The organism is Streptomyces sp. NPDC005492 (assembly GCF_040605995.1).
Lineage (GTDB): Bacteria > Actinomycetota > Actinomycetes > Streptomycetales > Streptomycetaceae > Streptomyces.
The window spans coordinates 1-24,483 of record NZ_JBEXDX010000042.1 but is presented as its reverse complement, the minus strand read 5'-3'; the positions used below and the strand labels follow the sequence as shown (position 1 = coordinate 24,483).

At 69.2% G+C, this 24,483-nt stretch carries 20 protein-coding genes; 6 read left to right on the top strand and 14 right to left on the bottom strand.

Annotation, left to right across the window (positions count from 1 at the left end; all coding sequences use genetic code 11):
- Positions 1-2: 2 nt before the first annotated feature.
- From ABZT04_RS36555 to ABZT04_RS36535, 5 genes are all read right to left on the bottom strand, one after another.
- Positions 3-1,658, bottom strand: a complete 1,656-nt coding sequence (locus ABZT04_RS36555) for a thiamine pyrophosphate-binding protein (RefSeq protein ID WP_356062285.1) — start codon at positions 1,656-1,658, stop codon at positions 3-5.
- Complete coding sequence (locus ABZT04_RS36550) at positions 1,655-2,725, bottom strand: amidohydrolase family protein (protein WP_356062282.1); 1,071 nt, start codon at positions 2,723-2,725, stop codon at positions 1,655-1,657. The genes ABZT04_RS36555 and ABZT04_RS36550 overlap by 4 nt, the downstream gene beginning before the upstream one ends.
- Before the next feature lie 81 nt (positions 2,726-2,806).
- On the bottom strand, positions 2,807-3,667 hold the full coding sequence (locus tag ABZT04_RS36545) for an aldolase/citrate lyase family protein (RefSeq protein WP_356062279.1): 861 nt from the start codon (positions 3,665-3,667) through the stop codon (positions 2,807-2,809).
- On the bottom strand, positions 3,664-4,320 hold the full coding sequence (locus ABZT04_RS36540; RefSeq protein WP_356062276.1) for an SRPBCC domain-containing protein: 657 nt from the start codon (positions 4,318-4,320) through the stop codon (positions 3,664-3,666). The genes ABZT04_RS36545 and ABZT04_RS36540 overlap by 4 nt, the downstream gene beginning before the upstream one ends.
- A gap of 102 nt (positions 4,321-4,422) precedes the next feature.
- Entirely contained in the window at positions 4,423-5,217 is a 795-nt protein-coding gene (locus tag ABZT04_RS36535; protein ID WP_356062273.1) for an ABC transporter ATP-binding protein, read from the bottom strand.
- Between the two features lie 484 nt (positions 5,218-5,701).
- On the opposite strand from ABZT04_RS36535, the gene ABZT04_RS36530 reads away from it, so the two are divergent.
- Complete coding sequence (locus tag ABZT04_RS36530) at positions 5,702-6,388, top strand: GntR family transcriptional regulator (RefSeq protein WP_356062270.1); 687 nt, start codon at positions 5,702-5,704, stop codon at positions 6,386-6,388.
- Between the two features lie 103 nt (positions 6,389-6,491).
- Here the strand turns inward: ABZT04_RS36530 and ABZT04_RS36525 are convergent, their stop codons facing one another.
- The 4 genes from ABZT04_RS36525 to ABZT04_RS36510 form a co-directional block, all read right to left on the bottom strand.
- Positions 6,492-7,517 (bottom strand): amidohydrolase family protein, encoded by a 1,026-nt coding sequence (locus ABZT04_RS36525; protein WP_356062267.1) that lies wholly within the window; start codon positions 7,515-7,517, stop codon positions 6,492-6,494.
- A gap of 166 nt (positions 7,518-7,683) precedes the next feature.
- Positions 7,684-8,988, bottom strand: a complete 1,305-nt coding sequence (gene dctA / locus ABZT04_RS36520; RefSeq protein ID WP_356062264.1) for a C4-dicarboxylate transporter DctA — start codon at positions 8,986-8,988, stop codon at positions 7,684-7,686.
- An 88-nt stretch (positions 8,989-9,076) separates the two neighbouring features.
- Positions 9,077-9,973, bottom strand: a complete 897-nt coding sequence (locus ABZT04_RS36515) for a hypothetical protein (protein ID WP_356062261.1) — start codon at positions 9,971-9,973, stop codon at positions 9,077-9,079.
- A complete protein-coding gene (locus tag ABZT04_RS36510) occupies positions 9,966-10,832 on the bottom strand; it encodes an amidohydrolase family protein (protein WP_356062258.1) in 867 nt (288 codons plus the stop codon). The genes ABZT04_RS36515 and ABZT04_RS36510 overlap by 8 nt, the downstream gene beginning before the upstream one ends.
- Positions 10,833-11,244: 412 nt before the next feature.
- Between ABZT04_RS36510 and ABZT04_RS36505 the strand changes: the two genes are divergently transcribed.
- Complete coding sequence (locus tag ABZT04_RS36505) at positions 11,245-12,963, top strand: carboxylesterase family protein (RefSeq protein ID WP_356062255.1); 1,719 nt, start codon at positions 11,245-11,247, stop codon at positions 12,961-12,963.
- Between the two features lie 29 nt (positions 12,964-12,992).
- Here the strand turns inward: ABZT04_RS36505 and ABZT04_RS36500 are convergent, their stop codons facing one another.
- Both ABZT04_RS36500 and ABZT04_RS36495 read right to left on the bottom strand, forming a co-directional pair.
- Positions 12,993-13,664 (bottom strand): GntR family transcriptional regulator, encoded by a 672-nt coding sequence (locus ABZT04_RS36500; protein ID WP_356062252.1) that lies wholly within the window; start codon positions 13,662-13,664, stop codon positions 12,993-12,995.
- Between the two features lie 142 nt (positions 13,665-13,806).
- A complete protein-coding gene (locus ABZT04_RS36495) occupies positions 13,807-14,736 on the bottom strand; it encodes a hypothetical protein (RefSeq protein ID WP_356062249.1) in 930 nt (309 codons plus the stop codon).
- A gap of 223 nt (positions 14,737-14,959) precedes the next feature.
- On the opposite strand from ABZT04_RS36495, the gene ABZT04_RS36490 reads away from it, so the two are divergent.
- Positions 14,960-16,423 (top strand): DUF6351 family protein, encoded by a 1,464-nt coding sequence (locus ABZT04_RS36490; protein WP_356062247.1) that lies wholly within the window; start codon positions 14,960-14,962, stop codon positions 16,421-16,423.
- Between the two features lie 141 nt (positions 16,424-16,564).
- On the opposite strand, the gene ABZT04_RS36485 is transcribed toward ABZT04_RS36490, so the two are convergent.
- Both ABZT04_RS36485 and ABZT04_RS36480 read right to left on the bottom strand, forming a co-directional pair.
- A complete protein-coding gene (locus tag ABZT04_RS36485; protein WP_356062244.1) occupies positions 16,565-18,268 on the bottom strand; it encodes a hypothetical protein in 1,704 nt (567 codons plus the stop codon).
- A gap of 368 nt (positions 18,269-18,636) precedes the next feature.
- Positions 18,637-18,912 (bottom strand): hypothetical protein, encoded by a 276-nt coding sequence (locus ABZT04_RS36480; protein ID WP_356062241.1) that lies wholly within the window; start codon positions 18,910-18,912, stop codon positions 18,637-18,639.
- A 451-nt stretch (positions 18,913-19,363) separates the two neighbouring features.
- On the opposite strand from ABZT04_RS36480, the gene araB reads away from it, so the two are divergent.
- From araB to araD, 3 genes are read left to right on the top strand one after another with little or no spacing between them, the layout of a single operon-like run.
- The gene (araB, locus tag ABZT04_RS36475; RefSeq protein WP_356062238.1) at positions 19,364-21,043 is read left to right on the top strand and encodes a ribulokinase; all 1,680 of its coding nucleotides are present in this window, start codon (positions 19,364-19,366) and stop codon (positions 21,041-21,043) included.
- A gap of 53 nt (positions 21,044-21,096) precedes the next feature.
- Complete coding sequence (gene araA / locus ABZT04_RS36470; RefSeq protein WP_356062235.1) at positions 21,097-22,614, top strand: L-arabinose isomerase; 1,518 nt, start codon at positions 21,097-21,099, stop codon at positions 22,612-22,614.
- 31 nt (positions 22,615-22,645) lie between these two features.
- Positions 22,646-23,371, top strand: coding sequence for an L-ribulose-5-phosphate 4-epimerase AraD (gene araD, locus ABZT04_RS36465; RefSeq protein ID WP_356062232.1), 726 nt, complete (start codon positions 22,646-22,648; stop codon positions 23,369-23,371).
- Between the two features lie 368 nt (positions 23,372-23,739).
- Here the strand turns inward: araD and ABZT04_RS36460 are convergent.
- Positions 23,740-24,483 (bottom strand): substrate-binding domain-containing protein (locus ABZT04_RS36460; RefSeq protein WP_356062229.1); only part of this gene is annotated, 744 nt, incomplete at its 5' end.

Below are 24,483 nucleotides of genomic sequence, written 5' to 3'. Positions count from 1 at the left end.
GCTCACACGTCCTCGCCGTACTGGATGCGGCGGTACGGCGTGCTCAGCACCTCGCGGGTGATGCGGACGTCGATCACGGTCGGCCGGGGGGAGCGTACGTATTCCGCGAGTGCGTCGCGCAGCTCCTGCGGGGTGCGGACCGTCGCCCCGCCACCGCCCAACGCCTGGGCCACCGCGCCGAGTTCGGGTGTGGAAATGGTCGCCAGTTCCGGGTCGAGGCCCTTGGCCCGCGCCTTGTGGTACTCGGCGCCCAGGCCCTGGTCGTTCATCACGACGACCAGCAGCGGGACGTCGTAGCGGCACGCGGTCTCGAACTCGGACAGGTGCATGAGGAAGCTGGCGTCGCCCTCGACCACGAAACCGGGCCGGTTGCCCTGTGCGATCAACTGGCCGAGGGCGATCAGCGGGGCCTGTCCGATGGCGCCGAACATGCCGTAGTTGGAGAGCACGTCGCGCGAGCGCTGGAAGAGCATGGTGCCGAAGTCGGTCTGGTGTCCGCTGCCCAGCACCAGGCCCATGTCGCCGGGGAGTTCGTGGTCGAGGATCCAGATCGCCTCGCGCGGGTCCAGCCGCCCGGGCTCGTTCACATACTCGGCCGGCGGCTGGAGCCGTGCGGTCAGATGCTGGCGTACGGCGTCGGTGTGGAAGCCCTCCAGGCGGACCGACCGCTCCCGCAGGACCCGGGTCAGCTCGGTGACGGCGGTGACCGCGTCGGCCTGGAGATAGCGGTCGGCGATCCTGCCGTTGCCCATCACCAGGTGCGGTGCGGTGTCGATCTGGATGTACTTGGCCTCGGGATAGAGGTAGCCGCTCTCGATGGTGTAGTGGTTCAGGCTGGCGCCGACCGCGATGACGCAGTCGGCCTCCTGGAGCAGTTCCATCGACGTCTTGTCGCCGAACAGACCCGACAGACCGACGTGGAAGTCGGTGCGGTCGCACAGCCAGTTCTTCGCCTGGAGCGTGGTGGCGAGCAGGGCGCCGGTCTGTTCCTGGAGGGCGAGGATCTGCTCGCCCGCGTCCGCCTTGCGTGCCCCGCGCCCCGCGATGATCACCACACGCTTGGCGTTCTGGACCAGGTCGCACGCCGCCTCGACGTCGACCGGGTCGGGCAGCGGCCGTGAGGTGCGGATCAGGGCGGTGGAGGGGACGTAGTCCTCGTCGTAGTCGTCGAGTTCGGCGCTCTGCACGTCGAAGGGCGCGCTGATCATGACCGGCTTGGACTCGGTACGGGCCAGGTAGAACGCCTGCCGTACGGCCTCCTGGGCGTTCTCGGGCCGGGTGACGTGGAGGAACTCGCACTCGATGGCCGCGGCGAAGCGGCGCTGGTCCAGGTACTGGGTGGCGCCCTCGTCACCGAGCGGGGTCTCGCCGCAGAAGGCGACCAGGGGAGTGCCCGCCCGGCTGGCCACGATCATCGAGGTGGCCAACTGCGAGACGCCGGGACCGCTGGTCGTGGTGAGCACGCCGGGCCGGCCCGCGCCACGGGCCCAGCCGTCCGCCATGCCGAGGCCCGAGCCCTCGTGCCGCACCTCGTACAGTCGCACCCCGCGGTCGGCGAGCGCGGCCATCCAGTGCATGTTGGCGTCGCCCATCATGCCGAAGACATCCGTGGTGCCTTCCTTGACGAACGCCTCGGCGAGCGCTTCGTAGACCTTCACTTCTGGGGCTCCTTCACGTTCGCCGCGGCCGTCGACCGCGCCTTGAGGACACCGTCGAGCCGGGAGAAGACCCGCAGCGCGTTGCCTCCGTAGACCGCCTGCCGGTCGGTGTCGCTCAGGCCGTCGATGGAGTCGAGGGTGTGTTTCGTGTCGTCGAACCGACGCCCGGTCTCCGGGTCCACGCTGCGGACGGCGCCGATCATCTCCGAGGCGAACAGGACGTTCCGCGCGGGGATGATGTCCAGCAGCAGCTCCATGCCGCGCTTGTGGTACACGCAGGTGTCGAAGTAGACGTTGCGCAGGATCGACTCCTCCAGCGGCGGCCGGCCGCGGTCGATCATCATTCCCCGGTAGCGGCCCCAGTGGTACGGGACGGCGCCGCCGCCGTGCGGCAGGATCAGCCTCAGTGTCGGGAAGTCCCTGAACAGGTCCGACTCGCACAGTTGCATGAAGGCCGCGGTGTCCCCGGCCAGGTAGTGGGCGCAGGTGCCTTGCAGTGCCGGGTTCCGCGACATCGCGACATGGATCATCGCGGGGACGTCGAGCTCGACCAGCTTCTCGTAGAGCGGGTAGTAGACGCGGTCGGTCAGCGGCGGGGCCTGGTAGTAGCCGTCCGAGGGGTCCGGGTTCAGGAGGCAGCCGACGAATCCCAACTTCTCGACGCAGCGCTCCAGTTCGGCGACCGAGTTGCGGACCGAGGCGGCCAGCGCGTCGCCCGGCGACTGGGGGAGCTGGCACACGCCGACGAACCGGTCGGGGAACAGGGCGCACACCCGGGCGATCAGGTCGTTGCTGACCCGCGACCAGTCGAGGCTGGTGATCTCGTCGCCGTAGTGGTGGGCCATCTTGCCCGCGCCCGGCGAGAAAATGGTCAGGTCGGTGCCCCGCTCGATCTGGAGCTTCAGTTGCCCGTTCTCGATGGCGCCGCGGATCTCGTCGTCGGTGATGTGTAGTTCGTCGGGTGAGACGCGGGCGCCCGACTCCTCGAACGCCTTGATCTGCCGCTCGCGCCACTTGCCCAGCGCGGGGGGCGCCGTGGTGAAGTGACCATGGCAGTCGATGATCATGAGTTGCTCCGAGACATGTGTAGCGATGGTGGCGTGGCGTACGCCCGCGGCGGCGGTACGAGGCCGGACGGGCGGGCGTTGTCAGTCGCGGCCGGTCAGCTCGCGGGCCCGGTCCAGGCCGGGATACGTGCGCACCGGCGCCGACATCAGGAACCGGTAGCCGTCGTCGATGACCTGCTTGACGTTGGCCGCCGTGACATGGGGGTGGCCCACGGCGACCCCGCGCTCCCCGCAGATGTCGAGGATCCGGCGCTTGCACTCCAGGACCCGCGGGTGTTCGTACTGGCGGGGGAAGCCCAGTTCCTGGCTCATGTCGCCCTCGCCGATGAGGATCAGGCCGATCCCCGGGACCTGGTCGAGGATGTCGGGCAGGTTCCTGATGCCGAGCTGGTCCTCGATCATCAGGCCGACGAGGATCTCCCCGTCCGGGGCGAGCGGCCAGACGTCCGCCCTGGCGTAGTACTCGATGTTCGAGATGCCCCAGTAGCGGGTGGCCGCGTGCGGGCCGTCCCCGCGCAGACCGGCGGGTTCGTGGAGTGGTGCGTCGGGCAGCCGGGGGTAGCGGCAGGCGGCGACCGCGTTACGGGCCTCCTCCACGGTGGAGATGTGCGGCCAGACGACACCGAACGCCCCCAGATCGAGGGCCTGTTTGGCGTGCCACTGGGCCTTCTCCGCGCCGTTGGCGGGGATGCGGACGAGCGGGGTGAGGGCCGGGGCGAGGCTCTCCGCCTCGAAGATCTGACGCCGGCTCAGGAGGTACTGGAAGCTGTCCTTGAGGGCGTTGATGTCCCAGGGCTTGTGTTCCATCTCGAACACGACGGCGTCGTAGGCCGAGTTGGTCAACTCGATCGCGGACGCAGGGTCCGCCGCCGAGAAGGTCGCGAAGACGTGCTGTCCCGCCGCGAGGGCGCCGATCACCTTGTTGTACCTGGTCGTTGTCATCGCCGACCTCCCTGGCCGAGAGCCTCACCGGACGTGTTCACCGAGCCGGCCGGCGTCTGCGGCGGCCCGCCCCCGCGCCGGGCCCGTCGACCGGACCACCAGGCGCGCAGCCGAGCCAGCAGGCCGGTCGGGCGCGTCGGGGCGGCGCCCGCGTCGGCGGCTTCCGCTGCCGCCGGACCGCTGGCGTCGGCGGCAACGGGGGTTCCGGCGCACAGCTCGACGAGTTCGGCGGTGAACTCCTTCGTCATCCGGGAGACGACCATCCCCGCGCCCGACTCGATCAGCTTGGCGAGCTTGCCGTTGAGTTTGATCTCGCCGTCGCAGAAGACCAGGGAGCTGCCGGGGGCCGCCCCCTCGGTGACCCGGAAGGTGGCCTCGGCGGTGAAGCGGGTGGCGCGCTGACCGTCCGCGCCGCGTGCGGTCAGACGGCCCTCGTGCGCGGTCTCGTCCAGGTCCAGGGCGACCCGGGCGGCGAACGTGACCCGGAGACCGCCGAATCTGACAGCCAGCGTTCCGTCGAAGGACCCGTCGTCGTGCGAGGCCCCGAGTTCCGCGCCGCCGATGCAGGACACGACGGCTGACGGGTCCGAGATGATCTCCCAGACGCGTTCGGGAGGACTCGGTACGGCGATCTCTTCCTTGATCGATATCAAAGTCGTGAACCTTACTCAGCGAGGGCATGACGGCATGGCGCTCTGGCGGTCCGGGGAGCGCGCCGGTGTGGGAGGGGTTGTCGAGGCGGCCGAATCGGTGGGCTACGCGGCGGACTTACGCTCCGCGGCGAAGAGACCCCACAGGTCGTTGTAGAGCTCCGAGAACTCGGGCGACTCGACCAACGAGCCGATCTGGCGCGGGCGTTCGAAGGGGACGGGCAGGACACGGCGTACCGTGCCGGGGCCCTTCGACATCACGATGACCTCGTCGGCGAGGTAGATGGCCTCGTTGAGATCGTGCGTGACGAAGATGAGGGTCCCGTTCTGCTCCCGCCAGATGTTGAGGAGTTCCTGCTGGAGTTCGAGCCGGGTGATGGCGTCGAGCGGACCGAACGGTTCGTCCATCAGCACGATGGACGGTTCGTAGATCAGCGCACGCGCGATCGCGCAGCGCTTCTGCATCCCGCCGGACAGCTCCCGGGGGTAGTGGTTCTCGAAGCCGGTCAGCCCGACGAGGTCCACCCACCGCGCGACACGTTCCTCGCGCTCGTCCTTGGCGACCTTGCGGAACTTCAGCGCCAGACCGATGTTGGCCTTGACGCTCAGCCAGGGCAGCAGATGCGAGTGCTGAGTCACGTACGCGGCATCGGAGTTGACGCCGGTGACCCGCTCGCCGGCGTAGTGGACCGCGCCCTCGGTGGGGGTGAGCAGTCCGGCGGCGAGATTGAGGATGGTGCTCTTGCCGCATCCGCTGGGCCCGATCACGGCGACGACCTTGCCGCGATCGACCTTGAGCGACACGTTCTCGATCGCCGGCTGATGTGTGCCGGGGAACTGAAGGGTGACGTCGTCGAGACGGAGTGCCTCCGGGTGGAGGGTTCGCGGGCTGGTCGACATGGCTGCTCTCCTCGGCTCCCTCGGGCTCACGGCGATGAGACGGAGTGGGAGCCGTGCGCTCGTGCCGGTGGGTGGCGTTGATGGTGATGGTGCGACGGGCTGCTGACCGTGGTGACTTGTGCCTCGAAAGGGGCGGCCGGGTTCGGCCGGAACTTTCCGGTGAGACAGCCTCGGCGACATCCTGCGCTTTCGAGATTGTCCGACAAGCGGTGATGCGAACGTAACACCGTCGACTTCTGCCGACAAGGATGCTGCGGAAAAACATCCTGTGCATGTGCTCGGAGCACTGTCCTCGCTCATGATTGTTGGACAAAGATGGGTTCTGCGTCTCGTCCCGGCCTCAGTGGCAGGTGGCCCGAAGCCGCGCCTGACGGCCCGAGCTGCCGCCGCGCCCGCCACCGGCCCACGGGGGGACGCGAGTTCGTCCGCCAGCGATACTGCTTCACAGGCGCCAGACATCTCCCCCCGAGCCACAGGTGATCATGTGAACTCGAAGCACCACGACGACACGGCCGACAAGAGCCCGTCGACGCGGCACAGCCAGGCCTATGAGGGCCTGCGCTCCCTCCTGCAGTCGGGAGGCTTCGCACCGGGCACCCGCCTCACCGAAGCGGACCTGACCCAGCGGTTCGGCGTCTCACGCAGCACCATGCGGGCCGTGCTGGTGCAACTGGCGCAGGAGGGCTATGTCACCAGCGAGGTCAACAGGGGGGTCCGGACAAGGGACTTCACGGTCGAGGAGGCCCTGGACATCCTGGAGGCGCGGGAGACACTCGAATCCGCGCTGGCGGGCAAAGCCGCCGAGCGCGCGACCGAGGAGGAGGTCGAAGGGCTGCGCCGTACGCTCCAGTTCATGGCGGACTGCCAGGCCGGCGGCGATCAGGCGGGCTACTCCCAGGGCAACCGGACCTTCCACCAGCAGGTCAAGCACGCCGCCCATCAGCAGACGCTGGCCCGCGCCTACGACACGCTGCTCTACTCCCTCGTCATGCGGCAGTACCGCGACCTCACCGTGCCGCATCCGCGCACCGGATCGCTCGAGGAACACCAGGCCATCTTCCTGGCGATCCTCACCCGCAACCCCGACGCGGCCGTCGCCGCGATGCGCCATCACGTGGGCGCCGCCCGCAGAGCCCTGCTGTTGCGGTCCACGCAGGATGCGGCCGAGTGAGCGAAGGGCGGCTCGCGGGTGATGCACGGGGGTTCCCCGGGCGGCTCCGCCGGCGGACTTGGACCGGGAGCCGCCCGGACACCGAGGTGGCCATCGAGGCCGGTCAGCGGCCCTGGCGCTTCAGCAGGGCGTCGAGGCGGGGGTATACGGCACGAGCGTTGTGTTCCTGTACGGCGGCCAGGTCGAGGGCCGGGAGACCGGCTGCCTCGGCGTAGCGGCGGGTGTCGTCGAAGTGGTGACCGGTGCAGGGGTCGATGTCGCGGACAGCGCCGATCATCTCCGAGGCGAAGAGGATGTTGCGGGTGGGAATGACCTCGTAGAGGAGGTCGGAGCCGGGCTGGTGGTAGACGCAGGTGTCGAAGTAGACGTTCCCCAGGACGTGTTCCTCCAGAGGAGGCTTCCCGAGGGCCATCGCCAGTCCCCGGAAGCGGCCCCAGTGGTAGGGGACGGCTCCGCCGCCGTGCGGGATCACCAGGCGCAGGGTGGGGAAGTCCGCGAACAGATCGCCCTGGACGAGCTGCATGAAGGCGGTGGTGTCGGCGTTGAGGTAGTGGGCGCCGGTGGTGTGGAAGGCGGGGTTGACGCTGGTGCTGACGTGGATCATCGCCGGGATGTCGTACTCCACCATCTTCTCGTAGACGGGGTACCAGGAGCGGTCGGTGAGCGGCGGGGCGGTCCAGTGGCCGCCCGAGGGGTCGGGGTTCAGGTTCAGCGCGACGGCGCCCAACTCCTCCACGCAGCGGGTGAGTTCGGGTATGCAGGTGGCGGGGTCGACGCCGGGTGACTGTGGAAGCATCGCGGCGGGGGCGAACCGCTCCGGGTACAACTGGCTGATGCGATAGCAGAGGTCGTTGCAGATGGCCGCCCACGTGGACGAGGTCTGGAAGTCGCCGATGTGGTGGGCCATGAACGAGGCGCGGGGTGAGAAGACCGTCAGGTCGATGCCGCGTTCGTCCATGAGCCGGAGCTGGTTGGGCTCGATGGTCTCTCTCAGCTCGTCGTCGCTGATGCTCAGTTCCGCGCGGGTGGGGGCGGCCGACGGGTCGGTGAGCCCGGCGATCTGCCGGTCCCGCCAGGTCGCCAGTGCGGGCGGTGCGGTCGTGTAGTGACCGTGACAGTCGATGATCATCGGTTTTCCCTCTCGCGGAAGTCTCGTGGGCGCTCGGCAGGTGCTGGGCGACGGACGGTGGCACGCCGGTGGCAGGCCATCCGCTCCATTATTGTCGACGATATTGTCAGAGATCTTTGGATAGAGGGATGCCCGCGTCCGCTTCCCATGCGGGTGTCGGTGCGCGTCAGGCGGCTGTCTGGTAGCCGGCGTCGAGTTCCGCGTGGAGTTGCTCCCGGTCGATGGCGTTCTCCCACTTGCCGACCACGAGGGTCGCCACACAGTTGCCGGCGACGTTGGTGAAGACGAAGGCGGCCGACAGGATGCTGTGGATGCCCAGCACCAGGGCGATGCTGTCCACCGGGATCTTGTGCGTCGCGCTCAGGGTCAGTGCCAGCACGGCGATCGCCGATCCCGACACCCCCGCGCCGCCCTTGGACGTGAGCAGCAGGACGAGCAGGAGGCCGACCTGCGCCTGCCATCCCAGGTCACTGCCGGTGGCCTGCGCGAGAAACACACTGACCGCGGCGAAGTACAGACAGGTCCCGTCGTGGTTGAAGCTGTACGCCGTCGGAAGCACCAGGCCGACCACGGGCTCGTCCACCCCAAGTCTCTTGAGCTTGGAGGTGAGTTGCGGGAAGACGCTCTCCGACGAACTGGTGCCGAGCACGAGGAACAGCTCCGCGCGGAAGTACCGCAGCAGCTTGAACAGGCTGATGCCCGCATACCGCGACACCGGCCACAGGACCAGGACGAAGAAGAGCAGGACGATCAGATAGAAGACGCCGATCAGTTTCCCGAGTGAAGTCAGTGTGCCCAGGCCGTACTTGGAGACGGTGAAGGCGATGGCGCCGAAGGCCGCGAGTGGCGCGATGCGCATGACCTTGCGAATGATCCAGAACAGCGTCTGCTGGATACTGCCGACGATGTCCAGCACGGGTTGCGCCTTGTCGCCGAGGGAGGCCAGTCCGCAGGCGAACAGCACGGAGAACACGAGGACTTGAAGGATGTCTCCTTCGGCGAACGCCTGCACGGCGGAGGTGGGCACCAGGCTGACGAGGAAGTCGTCGAAGCCTTCCGACTCGGCGGGAGCGGTGTTCGTCGCCGCGTGCAGTGACGACGGGTCCACGTGCATACCCGCACCCGGGCGGAGCACGTTGACCACGACGAGCCCGATGACGAGGGCGATCGTCGTGATCACCTCGAAGTACACGAGTGAGCGCACCGCGATACGGCCGACCTTTCCGAGGTCACGGACACTGGCGATGCCGTGGGTGACGGTGCAGAAGATGATGAGGCCGACGACCATCTGGATCAGGTGGATGAAGATGTCGCCGAGGAACTGAAGGTGGTGGCCGACGGACGGGGCGAAATTGCCCACGACGACGCCCAGCGCCACTCCGGCGAGCACCTGGAAGGCGAGGTCTTTGTAGAAGCGGCGGGGTGGTTGGACCGGTTGTACGGGTGCGGCCGTGGTGGTTGCTTCACTCATCGTCGTTTCCAGTTTCTTCGTTGAAAGACTGGTGTTGAAAGACTGGCGGGGAGCAGCGGTCGGGGAGCGTCGGACGGGGAACCGGGGTTCAGGCGGCGTCGCTGCCGAGAACGTTCCTCGCCGGTTCGAAGACCTCCTCCGGTGTGAGCTCTCTGGGCAGCAGCCCCTGTTCCAGACAGGCCGCGACGATGTATTCGATCGGCTCACGCAGGCGGTCGAAGCCGAAGAGGGTCGGGTACGGCTCGTCGTCCGGGCGCTCGACAGCCGCATCGGCTCTGCGCAGAAGGCGGTATGCCTCGCGGACCGCCCGCGGGCCCCGGCGGCAGACCGACGCACCGGCCACGACCATGTGGTTGACGGGCATGTATCCGTGCTGCCGCCACCACCGCTCGTCGCGTGCGTCGGCGTCCGGGACGACGCGCACGAACTCCTCATCCCGGGGTAGGTCGTTGCCGAGTATCGCGGCGTCGATCCGGCCCTCGCGCAGCAAGTCGGGCAGGGAGGCGCCGCCGATGCGTCGCTCAACGAAGTCGGGGTCCGTGTACTGGGCCACGTGGGGTTCGTCGTGGGTGATCCAGTGGATGTCGTCCGCCGCCAGACCGAAGTCCTCGGCGAGGTGCGCGCGTACCCACATGCCCGTGGTCTGGGTGTATGCACGCACCCCGACGTGTGCGCCGACCAGTTGTGCCGGCGTGACCGGTCGCGTGGCGTGGGTGATGAGACAACCGCGCTGGAAGCGGGCGGCCACCACGGCCGGGAGCAGGACCACGGGAGCGCCGTGGGCGATGGCCTGCAAGGCGGTCACGACGGCCAACTCGCTGAGGTCGTAAGCCTCTTCGCGCACCATGGGTGCGAAGGCCCGGTGGACCGGTGCGATGTCGGTGAACGACAGGGTGACGTGCTCGGCACGGATCTCGCCGCTCTTCAGCTTCGCGGTGTGCGGGTGGTCGGCGAGGACGGTGCGCAGGACGGTGGGCTCAGGCACGGGCTTCGCCCGTCGTCGCGAGGGACGGATAGAACGCGAGGGCCGTACCGCCGAAGACCAACCTCAGGTCGTCGTCGGAGAGACCGGAAAGCGCGCTCCGGGCCTCGTCGAGGATGCCGGCCAGACTCCCTTCCGCCGCCGGGAAGTTGGAGCCCCACGCGATGCGTCCGGCGCCGTACGAGGCCACCAGGTCCGTCAGGAAGGCCCGGGTCGTGGACCTGCCCACCTTGGAGGCTTCCAGGGCGCGGTGCGTGAGTTTCAGGTGGACTCCGGGGTGGACCGCCAACTCGAAGAGTTCCACCGACAGTTGGTAAGGGTGGCCGTCGGACAGGTCGGGGCGCGCGCAGTGGTCGAGCAGGACCCGCACCCGGGGGAAGCGCTCCAGCAGGTTCCGCAGGGCGGGCAGACCCTGGATCGTCATCTGGAGACACACGGGGATGTCGTGCTCCTCCGCATAGGCCCATGCGGGATACGAACGTTCATGTCCCAGCCAGTCCGCCTGGCCGGGCATCGTGGTCCCGGTGGTGAACAGCCGGAAGCCGGACAGCCCCTGGTCCTGCCACTGCTTGATCTGCGCTACGGCGTCGTCGGCCAGGGCGTCGATCGAGTAGACCCCGACGAACCGGTCGGGGTGGGAGCGGACCGCTTCGGCCAGGTATCGGTTGTCGTGGCCGTAGACCGTGGACGCCTGCACCACGACGGCCCGTGAGATTCCCGCGTCGTCGAGTGCGTGCAGCAGGCCGTCGATGTCCACGGGGTGGGCCTGTGACCACGCGGACTGGCGCCCCCCTACAGGTGCGTGGGGGTAGCGCGTGGTGTCGGGTGAGATGACGTGGGTGTGCGTGTCCACGATCTCCATCAGGCCTCCCAAGGTTCTCGGCTCGATATCGGTCGCTCGGCATGACCGAAAGCCGCACACCGACTGAAGTGCAGCCCGACAGGATTGTCAACAATTTCATCCAATGATTTTTGCAGCTATGGATCGGCGGAGGTGGGCCGGCTAACCGGGGGTGCGCCCCCGGTGTGGCGGTGCTCGCTTTGCATTGTCAGACAATCTGGGGCGCCATCTCGCGATGAGGACCCGAAAAGCTCAGGCAAGAGCTGCCGACTTCTTGTGGGTGCCATGCGGCGGTGTTACGTTTTCCAGCGTCATTCGTCGGACAATCCGAGTGACCTGCTGGGTTCACGCCACCCTGTTCGAGCCGCCGCCCCTGCCTGCCCGCTGCGAGCCGCCGTGCGCCCGGCCACCCGTCCGGAGATCGGAGAACCGTATGCATTTCCCGGATCACCCAGCCCCTTCCGGGGACGACAGCCAGGCGTGGGACCGCCGGGGCTTCCTCGGCCGGACCGCCGGCCTCGCCGCCGGAACCGCCGCCCTCGCCGCCTTCGCGGCCGAACCCGCCTCCGCCGCGGCTTCCTCGGCGAGCACACCGGTGAGAACCGAGTCCGGCCTGGTGTCGGGCATCCCCGCCGCGCTCCCGGGTGTCACCGTCTACCGGGGTCTGCCCTTCGCCGCCTCCACCGCGGGGAAGAACCGCTGGCGTCCACCCCGGCCCGCGCCCTCCTGGAAGGGGGTACGCGTGGCGGACACCTTCGGGGACGCGCCCCCGCAGGCTGGCACCGGGTTCGCCATGAGCGAGGACTGCCTCAACCTGAACGTGTGGACCGCCGCGACGAGAGCCGGGGAGCGGCGCCCGGTGTACGTCTGGCTGTACGGCGGAGGCTTCTCCGGAGGCAGGGGCTCCGACCCCCTGTTCGACGGGTCGACGCTGGCGAGCAAGGGCGTCGTCGTCGTGACCGTCAACTACCGCCTCGGTGCCCTCGGGTTCCTCGCCACACCCGAGTTGAGCCGCGAGTCCGGTCACGGCGCCTCGGGGAACTACGGCCTGCTGGACCAGATCGCGGCACTGCGCTGGGTACGACGCAACATCGAGGCGTTCGGCGGCGACCCCGACCGGGTCACCCTCGGCGGCCAGTCCGCCGGAGCGGGTTCCACGGACCTGCTGGCCCTCTCGCCGCTGGCCTCGGGACTCTTCCACCGGGCCATCGCCCAGAGCCAGGTGCGCTACCCGCGTGACCCTGAGCTGCGCTATCTGGGAACGTCATGGCGGAAGAAGGCCACCGCCGAGAGCCAAGGCGTCGCCTATGCGGCCTCGCACGGCGCGAGCACCCTGGCGGAGATGCGCGCGCTGCCCTGGCAGGAGCTGACGGACGCCGCGACCCTGAAGGACACCACGGTGGACACCGGCACGGTCGCCGAACCCCCGCTGTTCCGCCCAGTGGTGGACGGCTGGGTGATCCCGGCGGGCTACGACGCCACCTACCGTCGGCGGGCGCAGAACGACGTCTGGTACCTGGCCGGCAACAACCTGGACGAGAGCGGAGCGGTGCCGGAGACCGCCTTCAACTACTGGCGGTCGGCCGGCTACCCGGACCGTCCCGGCGCCCCGCCCGTGCATGTCACCCTCGACGACTACACGAGCGCCGCGCACCGGAAGTTCGGCACATTGGCCGACGAGTTCCTGACCCTCTACCCGGCCGCTACGGACGACGAGGCGGCGCTTGCCAGCAACGACGCCGTGCGTGACAACTCCCGTGTGTCCGCCTACCTATGGGCCGGGGAATGGAGCCGGGGCTCCCGCCTGCCCGTGCACACCTACTTCTGGACCCACCGTCCGCCGGGGCCGGACCACGACATCCGCGGGGCCTACCACGGCTCGGAGATCGCCTACTTCTTCGGCAGCCTCTACCCGGCCGACCAGGGCTGGACCAGTACGGATCACGAGATCGCCGACACCATGACGTCCTACGTCGCCAACTACATCGCCAAGGGCGACCCCAACGGTCCGGGGCTGCCGACGTGGCACGCCTATGCCCGGAACTCCCCGACCGTGATGGAGGTGGGCGAGCACTACGGTCCGATACCGGTGGCCTCCGCCGTCAAACTCGACTTCTGGAAGCGGTACTTCGCCACCCAGGACGCGTGGTAGCCGAGGAGGAGCGGAGAGCCCGTGTCGTCTCACGGGCTCGACGGAACGGGGGCCCCGGTCGTGCGCAACTCCTCGATCACGCTGGCCAGTTGAGCCTCGGCGGCCGCCTCGGCGGCGCCGGGGTCACCGGCGACGACTGCGTCGATGATGGCCAGGAGCTGGGGGAGTGACTGCTGCGGACGCCCCGGCCGCAGCGCGAGGCGGAACTGGAAGCGCACCATCTGCGTGTTGAGTCGCTCCAGTTGACGCTTGGCGACCACCTGGCCGCTGAAGTCGATGACGAGGTCGTGCAGCCTGCGGTTGAGCATCGAGTAGGTCTCGGCGGCGTCCTCCGCGACCGCCGCACTCAACTGCCGTCCCACCTCGATGAGTTCGGCACGCTGGGCTTCAGTCGCGTGTACCGCCGCCCGGCGCGCGCACACCCGCTCCAGTGCGGACCGGCACTCGGTGATCTGGATGGCCTCCTCGATCGAGATCAGCCTGACCCGCGCCCCCCGGTTGCGTACGATCTCCACCAAGTCGTCGGAGGCGAGATCGACCAGCGCTTCACGTACGGAACTCCGCGTCACCCCCAGCTCGTCGGCCAGGTCCTGCACCACCAGCCGCTGCCCGGGCACAAGGTGTCCGCTCCGCAGGGCGTCACGGATGTACGTGCTCACATGGGTTCGCGCGGCCGCCCCCTTGATGTGCGTGCTGGTCACCGGCTGTCGCTCCCTCTCTCGCACGCGGACGCCCGCCGCCGTGATCACCGGCTTCGGACCAGATCGCTGATTTTATCACCGGAGATATTGTCAGCAATTTTTGTCGACAGTGTGTGGGGGGTCGACTGCCGCCCCAAGGGGTTCACCGCTGCGGGTGTGCGCCGAGGTGTTCCAGAAGGAGTCCTTCGCGGGTGGACCACGGGCAGATCTCGACGCTCCCGGCCCCGCAGGTTTCCATCAGGGTCTGTGCGATCAGTGCTCCGGCCAGGGACTGTTCGGCGCGATGGCGTGAGATGCCCGGCAGTTTGCCGCGGCGGGACGGCTTCGCCCCGGCCAGCAGGGTGACCGAAGAGCGCAGGTGAGGCAGGGCCAACTGCCGCCCGGTCCGCGGCGCCTTGCCCCGTGCCGCGGCGAGCCGGGCGAGCTGCTCGAAGGTTTTGGAACAGGCCAGCACCCGCATGCCCGGCTCGGCGAGCGGCAGACCGGGAACGGCTTCCAGGGACCGGCGCAGGTGCTTGCGGATCTCGGTCAGACGCCGCTGGGACGGTGCGGTGTTTCCGGGCAGCCAGTCCCGGGTGATCCTGCGCGCGCCCAGCGGCAGTGAGTGCACCGCGTCGGGCTGGTCCCCGGTGCCGGAGGCGATCTCCAGGGTGCCGCCGCCGATGTCCAGGACGAGCAGCGGGCCGGTCGCCGGACCGGCCCACTGGCGGGCGGCGACGTAGGCCAGCCGCGCCTCCTCCTCGCCGGTCAACACGCGTAGGCGGGTGCCGGTGGTGCGGGCCACCCGCGCGATGATCGCGTCGCGGTTGGGGGCGTCCCGGATGACGGAGGTGGCGAACGCGAACACCTCCGGTCCGTGCCGACGCGGGTCCGCGGCGACGGCCTCGGCCACCGCCCGCTCGACGCTCTCCACGCCGGCCCGGTCCAGCCGCCCCTTGCGGTCGAGGGTCTCGTGCAGACTCAGCCGCACCTTGCGGGAGAAAACCGGCTCCAGCATCGCGCCCGGGCGCCGCCGCACGACCGTCAGCAGAGCACTGTGGCAGCCGACGTCGAGCACACCTGCCTGCCGCACCCCATGCCTCCCCTGCACCCTCGTTCTGGCTGTCCGTTGATTCCGGCCCAACGGGCGAGTATATCGTCACCGCTCGCGCGCCCTCCGACCTGTCTCCGGACAGCAGGTAGGGCGGGCGAACACTATGAACGCAATGATCGACAGGTAGTCCCCCCACCCGGCGGTTCCTAACATCACGGTGCGCAGGGCAACTTCGCACAGCGAATCCACAGGAGCCGCTCCCGTGAACACACTTGACACCCTCGTACCCGTACGCCGACGGCTCCCGGCCCGCCGCCACCGCCCGGCACTCCTGGCCGCCGCCCTCGCCGTGGCGCTCCTCGGCACGCTGGGCAACGCCCCCGCTCCCCGGTCGCAGACCGCGCCGCCCGCCATCGCCACCTGTCCGCCCAACCTGGCCGGGAAGGCGACGTGTTACACGGGCCAGGACGCCAACGGGGCGTACTACACGATGGCTGTTCCACTCCGCTGGAACGGATCCCTCGTCGTGCACGCGCACGGCGGCCCCGACCTCGGTGACTCCTCGGACCCGGCACGCAGCACCGACGATCTGGGGCGCTGGGCGGTGATGGTCGAGGAGGGGTATGCCTGGGCCGGCTCGTCCTACCGCCGCGGTGGCTACGGGACCCGGATGGCCGCCGCCGACACCGAGAGTGTGCGCAGACTGTTCGTCGCGGAGTTCGGCAAGCCGAAACGGACCTATGTCCACGGCCAGTCCTGGGGCGGCGACGTGGCCGCCAAGGTCGCCGAGACCTACGGCAGGCAGCCCGGCGCCTATGACGGCGTACTGCTGACGAGCGGCGTCCTGGGCGGCGGTTCGCGCGGCTACGACTACCGGGTCGACCTACGCGTGGTCTATCAGTACTACTGCCACAACCACCCCCGTCCGACCGAACCCCAGTACCCGCTGTGGCAGGGGCTCCGCGCGGACTCCACCATGACGAGCAGCGGACTCCACGCCCGCCTCCAGGAATGCACCGGCTTCGCCTCCGCCCCCGCCGACCGCACCGCGCCGCAGCAGCGCAACCTCGACGACATCCTCGCCGTCACCCGCATCCCGGAACGCTCGCTGGAGTCACATCTGCGGTTCGCGACCTTCACGTTCCGCGACATCGTGTCGACCCGGCTCGGCGGCCGAAACCCCTTCAGCAACCGAGGTGTTCGGTACTCGGGCTCACACGACGACAAGGCACTCAACGCGGGCGTCGAACGATTCTCGGCCGACCCCACCACACGCCGCGACCTCTCCTACGACAGCGACCTGACGGGCAAGGTCTTCCTCCCCGTCCTCACCCTGCACGCGATCGACGACCCGACCGCCTTCGTCGAACACGAGTCGGCCTACCGGGCCACCCTCCAAGGTGCCGGCCACGGCGGCAACCTCGTCCAGACCTTCACCAAGGAGACCGAGCACAGCGCACTGAGCGACTCCGAGTACGCCAACTCCCTCGCGGCCCTGGACACATGGGTACGCCACGGCCACAAGCCGACCCCACGCTCGATCGCGGCCTCCTGCGCGGCCTTCGACAAGACCTACGCCGGCGGCTGCTTCTACGACCCCGACTTCCGCCCCGCGCCCTACGCGTCCCGGATCCGTCCCCGACCGGGCGGCCTCACCTGGCCCGCCATGACCGCGGCACAGGAGCGGACATGGAGCCGGATCGACGGTGTGGGCATCGCTCCCTGACCTCCATCTGATCCGCAGCCCGATGGGCAATGATGCTTCCCGCGGTCTCCAGAACCGTCGAACGCGGGGGTTCGGCGGGTGCTGGTGGCCGCGCAGGGCGCTCCCGTGGCGGGAACAACCCTGCACGGCGCGGTACGAGACCTAGGCGAGCGTGATGTTGTCCAACTCGGCGTAGCCGGTGCCTCCGGAGAAGCCTGGTGCTCCCTTCGCGAGGCGAATCATGTTGTACCCCGCGTGCAGGCTGACGTTGACGGTGACGGACCCTGTGGGATGGCCCCACCCGGAGCTGGTCGGCGGGTAGGTGACCGTCGACCAGGAACCGCCGTTGTAGGCGAGCCCCTGCGTGGAGTTCGCACCGGTGGCGTTCGCGTACTTGACGGTCATCGTGTACGACCGCGCGGTCGGCACGTTGACGAGGAAGTCCACGAAGCTGTCGTCACGCATGTCGGTCTTGTGGTCGATCTGACCGACGTAGCCGCCGTTCGAGGCGCTGCTTGCGCTCAGCCGGTTGGCGTTGACGGCCGTCGCGTTCTCCGCCTCGTACGTCTGCTGCCATGTCGGCGCACCCGTCGCCGGCGTGATGAGCAACTGGTACGCGTCGAGGGCGTCCATGCCGGTCACCGGTACGGAGATGCTGCCGTCGGACCCCACGGTGTACGTCGCCGTGGACACGGCGACCGGCGCGGCCTCGTTCGTCAGGCGCCCCGTGTTCTCGGTGCGTGAGAGTGCCACGGTGACCTGTGAGCCGAGGGCACCGAGACCGTTCACCTTCACGGTGTTGTCGCCGCTGTCGCCGCCGAAGACGACGTTGACCTGCTGGCGACTGGCGTCGTACGACGCGACACCGTCGAGCGTCGACTGGGGGACCGTCTCGACGACGTTGCCGGACTGGTCTCCGTACCACTTGTACGCCCAGTAGGACGCCGTCGGCTGGTCGTTGTAGAGCAGGCCGTTCACCGTGCCTGCCTCGTACCAGTACGGGCGCTCGGCATCGTGCACACCGGCCCGTTCGAAGGCGGCCATGTAGCGCACGCCCACGCTCGGCGCGTCGATGTAGTTCTTGGCGCCGTACTCGTTGATGGAGATCGGCCGGTGGGCAAGGCCCAGCGAGGTCTCGATGGCGCGGAAGTCGGCCACGTCCGCCGGGATGTCCGTCGGGCCCGAGGTCAGCAGCTCATGCCACACCGCGACCGCCGGAAGCGTGTTGGTGTTCTTGGCGTTGGTCATGAAGTCGAGCATCCAGGCGTGGTTGTAGCGGCCCGCGCCCGGTCCCACGATCGGCGTGAGTGTGTCGATGGCCCGGATGTCGTTGTAGGTGCGCGTCCACATGGCGTCGAAGGTGCCGGCGTTACCGCCCGTGCTGTTCGTCCAGTTCAGGTCCGGTTCGTTCCAGATCTCGTAGCCCGCGATGTTCGTGGAGCTGGTCGCGTTCACCCGCGCCTGCACCATCGTGGAGACCTTCGACTCCCAGTCCGCCCAGCTCACCCAGTTGTAACAGCACTGACTGAAGATGTCGGGCAGCCGGACGTACTGCTGACCGCCGGCGGCGGTGACCCTGCCGGCGACCGACAGCGCGTCGCAGCAGGGCGAGGTCGCCCCGTTGCCCAACTGCTGGGTGCCCGGCGGGGGTTGGGTGAAGCTGTTGACGTGCAGCGGATACAACTGGCTCAACGACGGAGCGCTGCTGCCACTGTCGACGCCGTAGAGTCCGCCGGACGCCACGTGGGTGACCGGGCGGACCACCGTTCCGGCGTTGACCGTGAGGGTGTTGCCCGCGGCGTGCGCCGGTGTCGTGACGACGACGCCGAGGACCACCATCAGGGCCGCGACCACGGCTCTCGTCACGGTTCTTATCACGGTGCGACGCGCACGACGGCGTAGTCGGAGCATGTGAGTGCCCCTTCCTGTACGAAGGTTGAGTGGGCCTGATTGGGAAAACCGTTTCCCCATCAGCGCACGGCTTCTTCGGCGCGCAACGCGGAAGGGGCGATCGTGTGAGGTCAGTGACTTGCCGGCTGAGGTGGGAGACATGACACCAGGTCACGGCGCTCACGGACCAGTGTTGCGGCGATGTTTCCGCACGGTGCAGGCAGTGTCAAGAGACCGGAACCAGTGCATCGCGATGGCCTGTGCGCAACGTTTGAGAAACTCTTCCCCAGGAGCGTGGTGGCCCCTGGCCGGAACGTGTGATCCGCTTTCCGGCCGACGGCGGCCTACGGCTCCTCGGGTGCGCCGATCCGGACGCGGAGCCGCGACGGACGGGTGGTGTCCGGCTTGGCGCCATCCGCCCGGCCGGCCGCGCGGTTCGGGTCGCTGACCGCGAGAGCGCCCGGGCGGGGCCGCACGCACCCCGGCCGATTGCCGTTGATCATGTCGATGAGGTCGCACGGCGCTGACGCGTCGAGGGCCTCCATAGGGCAGTCGCGGGGAAGATGCGGGCCTGGGAGGGGGTGGCCGTCGGGGGCGAGGCGGTCCGGACGCGGCCGCATTGCGAAAACGCTTTCTCGCCAAGCTGTGATCACTCGTCCTCACAGGCAAGCGTTGACCGCCCTCGCGACACGTGGAGTGCGGTGCGACGGCGGACGCCGGCGCTCCCGTGATTCGTGCAGTACGCAGGCGGATACGGTCGACGATGTCGCCGCTTCGGGCTGGTTGATCCCGACCGGAAGGGGCGTAGGGCTTTACGTGGGAGCGCCGACGGGTCACTATGAGCCCGAGCAAGATTGAGCAATCATTTTCTCATCGGTACCGCAGGGGTATGCCCCCAGCGGCACCGAAGGGGTGAGAGTTCGGGAGCCGGGGATGAAGGGTTGTCCCGTTGATCGAGGCGCGCCCACCTGTATTCGACAAGTCGAACGTTGATCGATATATCGAATGTTGAGCTACTCCAGGGATCCCGCCCACCTCAAACCTGTTCGAGAGCGCTAAGGACGGCCGGTTGTGCACACAGAGCACCATGAATCTACGAGCCTCACCCCCTGCGTCGTCGGAGTCGACTTCGGCACGCTGTCGGGGCGGGCGGTGGTGGTCCGCGTCGATGACGGCGCGGAGTTGGGAACGGCGGTGCACACGTACCGGCACGCCGTCCTGGACCGGGAGCTGCCGGACGGCACGCCGCTGCCGCCCGACTGGGCACTGCAGGTACCCGGTGACTACCTCGACGTGCTGCGCCACGCGGTGCCCGAGGCGCTCGCCGCAGCCGGTGTGTCACCTGAGCAAGTGATCGGCATCGGCACGGACTTCACCGCGTGCACAGTGCTGCCGGTGCTCGCCGACGGCACACCCCTGTGTGAACTCCCCGGACTCGCCGGCCGCCCGCACGCCTACGTCAAACTCTGGCGCCACCATGCCGCTCAGGCCCAGGCCGACCGCATCACCGAACTGGCCGACGCACGCAAGGAGCCCTGGCTCCAGCGCTACGGCGGGAAGATCTCCTCGGAGTGGGAGTTCGCCAAGGCGCTCCAACTGCTGGAGGAGGACCCCGAACTCTACGAGTTGACCGAGCGCTGGGTCGAGGCCGCGGACTGGATCGTCTGGCGGTTGTGCGGCACGTATCTGCGCAACGCCTGCACCGCCGGATACAAGGGCCAGCTCCAGGACGGGAGTTACCCCTCCAGTGGCTATCTGGCCGCGCTGAACCCTGACTTCGCCGGTTTCGTGATCGACAAGCTGGACCAGCCGATCGGTCAACTCGGCGCCAGGGCGGGCGGGTTGACAGCCGAGGCGGCGGCTTGGACGGGCCTGCCCGAAGGGATCGCGGTGTGCGTCGGCAACGTCGACGCACATGTGACGGCGCCCGCGGCGGGAGCGGTGGACCCGGGGCAGATGGTGGCCATCATGGGCACCTCCACCTGCCATGTCATGAGCTCCGACCGGCAGGGTGTGGTGCCGGGCATGTGCGGGGTCGTCGACGGCGGGATTCTGCCGGGTCTTTGGGGTTACGAGGCCGGGCAGAGCGGGGTCGGTGACATCTTCGGCTGGTTCGTGCGGACGGGGCTTCCGGCGTCGTACGCCGAGGAGGCGGCCGCGCTCGGCCGTGACCCGCACGAACACCTCACCGCCCTCGCGGCCGAACAGCGGGTGGGCGAGCACGGGTTGATCGCGCTGGACTGGCAGAGCGGCAACCGCTCCGTGCTGGTCGACCACGAACTCAGCGGTGTGGTCCTCGGGTTGACGCTGTCGACCCGGCCGGAGGACGTCTACCGGGCGTTGCTCGAGGCCACCGCGTTCGGCACCCGGACCATCATCGAGGCGTTCGAGACGTCCGGAGTGCCGGTCGGCGAACTGATCGTCGCGGGCGGTCTGACGAAGAACGCGCTGCTGATGCAGATCTACGCGGACGTCACCCGCCGACCCCTCGGTGTCATCGGCTCCAGCCAGGGCCCGGCCCTGGGCGCGGCGATGCACGCGGCGGTCGCCGCCGGGGCCCACACCGACATCCAGGCCGCCGCACGCTCGATGGGCAAGGCCGACCGGGGCGTCTACCAGCCCGACGCGGAGCGGGCCGCGGCCTACGACCGGCTGTACGCCGAATACCGGCTGCTGCACGACTACTTCGGCCGCGGCACCAACGAGGTCATGCACCGCCTGCGCCGCCTCCGCGCCGAGGCATCCGCCTGAGCCTTCCGACAACTCGCCCCGAACTCCCAGCACTTGAAAGGCAGAACCCCATCATGGCCTCACTCGGAGAACCGACCACCGGCCGGGAGATCTGGTTTCTCACCGGCAGCCAGGCGCTGTACGGCGACGACACCCTGGCCCAGGTCGCCCATCAGTCCCAGCAGATTTCCGAACGCCTGGACGGTGCCAACGAGATCCCCCTGCGGATCGTGTGGAAGCCGGTCCTCACCGATGCCGAGTCGATCCGCAGGCTGTGCCTTCAGGCCAGTGCCTCCGACGACTGCGTGGGCGTGATCGTGTGGATGCACACCTTCTCCCCGGCGAAGATGTGGATCGCCGGACTGAGCGCCCTGGACCGGCCGGTGCTGCACCTGCACACCCAGTACAACCTGTCGCTGCCCTGGTCGAGCATCGACATGAACTTCATGAACCTCAACCAAGCCGCCCACGGTGACCGGGAGTTCGGGCACATCGAGGCACGTGTCGGCGTCAACCGGAAGATCGTCGCCGGGCATGCGACGGACCCGCGCGTGATCCGCCGTATCGCGGCATGGTCGCGGGCCGCCGCCGGCCGGCACGCGGCGCGCACCCTGCGGCTGGCCCGCTTCGGCGACAACATGCGCGACGTCGCCGTGACCGAGGGCGACAAGGTCGAGGCCCAACTCCGGTTCGGCTACTCGGTGAACACGTACGGCGTCAACGATCTGGTCGCCGTCGTCGACGCCGTCGAGGACAAGGCCGTCACGGAACTCGCCGCGGTCTACGAGGAGGAGTACGAGGTACGGCCCGCGCTGCGCCCCGGCGGTATCCGCCACGACTCGATGCGCTACGCCGCGCGTCAGGAGCTCGGCCTGCGGACCTTCCTGACCGAGGGCGGCTTCACCGCCTTCACCACCAACTTCGAAGACCTGGGCGGGCTGCGGCAGTTGCCCGGTCTGGCCGTCCAACGGCTGATGGCCGACGGCTACGGCTTCGGCGGCGAGGGCGACTGGAAGACCTCGGCGCTGCTGCGCACGATGAAGGTGATGGGCGCCGGCCGGCCCGGCGGCACCAGCTTCATGGAGGACTACACCTACCACCTCGGCCCGGGCGAGCCGCGCATCCTGGGTGCGCACATGCTGGAGGTCTGCCCCTCCATCGCGGCAAGCCGCCCCAGTTGTGAGATCCACGCCCTGTCCATCGGCGACCGCGAGGACCCCGTCCGTCTCGTCTTCGACGCGGCGCCCGGCCCCGCCGTGGTCGTCGGCCTGGCCGACCTCGGCGACCGCTTCCGCCTCACCGCGAACTCGGTCGACGTGGTCGCGCCCAGCCAACCGCTGCCCCAACTGCCCGTCGCCCGGGCCGTGTGGAAGCCGCGCCCCTCGCTCGCGGAATCGGCCGAGAGCTGGCTGCTGGCAGGCGCCCCGCACCACACCGTGCTCAGCTCCGCCGTCGACCTGGAGACGCTGGCCGACTTCGCCGCCATGACCGGCGTCGAACTGCTCACCATCGACGAGAACACCAGCAGCGACCACCTCGCCAAGGAAATCCGGTGGAACGCCGCCTACCACCGCCTCGCCCAGGCGCTGTGAGCCGCGTGCCCCGCGCAGAAGGAGACGACTGATGACCGCGCGAGTCCGCGACGGCCTGCGGCAAGAGGTACTGGACGCCAACCTGACCATCCCCCAGGTCGGCCTCGCCACCCTGACCTGGGGCAATGTGAGCGGGATCGACCGGGAGGCGGGCGTCTTCGTCATCAAGCCCTCCGGTGTGCCCTACGAGGACCTCACCCTCGACGACCTGGTGACCGTCCGCCTGTCCGACGGCAAGGTGGTCGACGGCGACCTGCGCCCCTCCACCGACACCGAGACCCACCGCTGCCTCTACCTGGCCTTCCCGTCCGTCGGCGGGGTCACCCACACCCACTCCACCCACGCGGTCGCCTTCGCCCAGGCCCGCCGCGACATCCCCGTCCTGGGGACCACGCACGCCGACACCTTCAACGGGCCGATCCCCTGCACCCCCGACCTCACCGTCGAACAGTGCACGAAGGACTACGAGTACAACACCGGCCGTGTGATCGTCGACCTGCTGGAGAGCGACGACCAGAAGGCGGCCGAGGTGCCTGCCGCCCTGGTCGCGGGCCACGGCCCGTTCACCTGGGGCGCCACCGCCCGCAAGTCCCTGGAGCACGCGATCATCTGCGAAGCCGTCGCCGACATCGCGATCCACACCATGGCGCTGGGCCCCGCCACCCCACCGCCTCGCCACCTACTAGACCGGCACTACACCCGAAAGCACGGCCCCGACGCCTACTACGGCAACACGGAGGCGGCGACCGGCGCCTGACCGCCGCGTCCGCCGTCTCACGGGCGGTTCCCCTCGACCTGCGGGTTCGAGGGGAACCGCCCGTCCGCGTGGGACACGCAGGTCGGCACCATGCCGTCGTCCGAGCGGTCCACGGGCGTGGCGAGGCCGTTGCTCCGGCCGGTCCGGCGACGGTGTGGCGGCTTCGGCTGGGGGTGGGGTGTCTGCCGGGCGGGGTGGGCGCGGGCGTGTGTCGGCCGGGCATGTGGCATGCGACGGCTCTGTTGGGTTCGCGGACGGCGAGACGGCAGGGGAGAGGGCGGGGCTCAGGCCGGGGGCGGGGTGTCTGCCGGGGTGGGATTGGCCCGGGCGCGTGCCGGCCGTGCATGCGCCTTTCGGCACGCGACAGCTCAACTGGACTCGCGAACGACGAGACGGCACGGGACGGTGTGCAGGCCGGGCTCAGGCTCGGAGCCGATGGCGCTCAGCAGCCGCAGGGCCGCCTGTCTGCCGATCTCGGTGAGATCCGTGTCGATCGTGGTCAGGGGCGGGCGGCAGGCCAGCGCCATGATGTCCCAGTTGTCGTAGCCCACGATCGCGACCTGTCCCGGGACGTCCACGCCGTTCTCGCGCAGGGCGTCGGCGACACCGCGGGCGATCTGATCGTTGCCGCAGAAGAACGCGTCCGTGTCCGGGGCGGTGCGCAGGACCGCTTCCGCGGCGCGGCGCCCCCACGCCTCGCTCCACTCGCCGAAGTGGACCCGTCCGGTGGCGAGCTCCAACGAGGAGCGCTCCAACGATTCCACGGTGTGCCGGGCGCGGTCGCGGGCGGCCGCGTGGTGCGCCGGACCGGTGACGTGTGCGATCCGGGTACGGCCGGTCGCCAGCAGGTGCTCGACGGCCAGGTGCGCTCCGCTGCGGTCGTCGGAGACCACGGAGATGTCCGCCGGGTCCGTGGACGGCGAGAGCGCGTAGACCGTCGGGATCGGCTCGATGCCCTTCAGCGGCGGCCGCGGGTCGGTGCGCCGGCCGGTGACGATGATGCCGTCCACCCTGCGGTCCATGAGGTTGCGCAGATGGTGCTGTTCGCGGATGGCGTCGCCGCGGGTGTCGCACAGCAGCACGGAGATCTTCCCGGCGCCGAGCGCGTCCTC

Bases quoted from the DNA above. Each gene is read 5' to 3' on its own strand.
- araD (WP_356062232.1), top strand. From the start codon at position 22,646: ATGACCGCGCGAGTCCGCGACGGCCTGCGGCAAGAGGTACTGGACGCC.
- ABZT04_RS36510 (WP_356062258.1), bottom strand. From the start codon at position 10,832: ATGGAGATCGTGGACACGCACACCCACGTCATCTCACCCGACACCACG.
- ABZT04_RS36525 (WP_356062267.1), bottom strand. From the start codon at position 7,517: ATGATCATCGACTGTCACGGTCACTACACGACCGCACCGCCCGCACTG.
- ABZT04_RS36550 (WP_356062282.1), bottom strand. From the start codon at position 2,725: ATGATCATCGACTGCCATGGTCACTTCACCACGGCGCCCCCCGCGCTG.
- ABZT04_RS36480 (WP_356062241.1), bottom strand. From the start codon at position 18,912: ATGCGGCCGCGTCCGGACCGCCTCGCCCCCGACGGCCACCCCCTCCCA.
- ABZT04_RS36545 (WP_356062279.1), bottom strand. From the start codon at position 3,667: ATGACAACGACCAGGTACAACAAGGTGATCGGCGCCCTCGCGGCGGGA.
- ABZT04_RS36505 (WP_356062255.1), top strand. From the start codon at position 11,245: ATGCATTTCCCGGATCACCCAGCCCCTTCCGGGGACGACAGCCAGGCG.
- araA (WP_356062235.1), top strand. From the start codon at position 21,097: ATGGCCTCACTCGGAGAACCGACCACCGGCCGGGAGATCTGGTTTCTC.
- ABZT04_RS36535 (WP_356062273.1), bottom strand. From the start codon at position 5,217: ATGTCGACCAGCCCGCGAACCCTCCACCCGGAGGCACTCCGTCTCGAC.
- dctA (WP_356062264.1), bottom strand. From the start codon at position 8,988: ATGAGTGAAGCAACCACCACGGCCGCACCCGTACAACCGGTCCAACCA.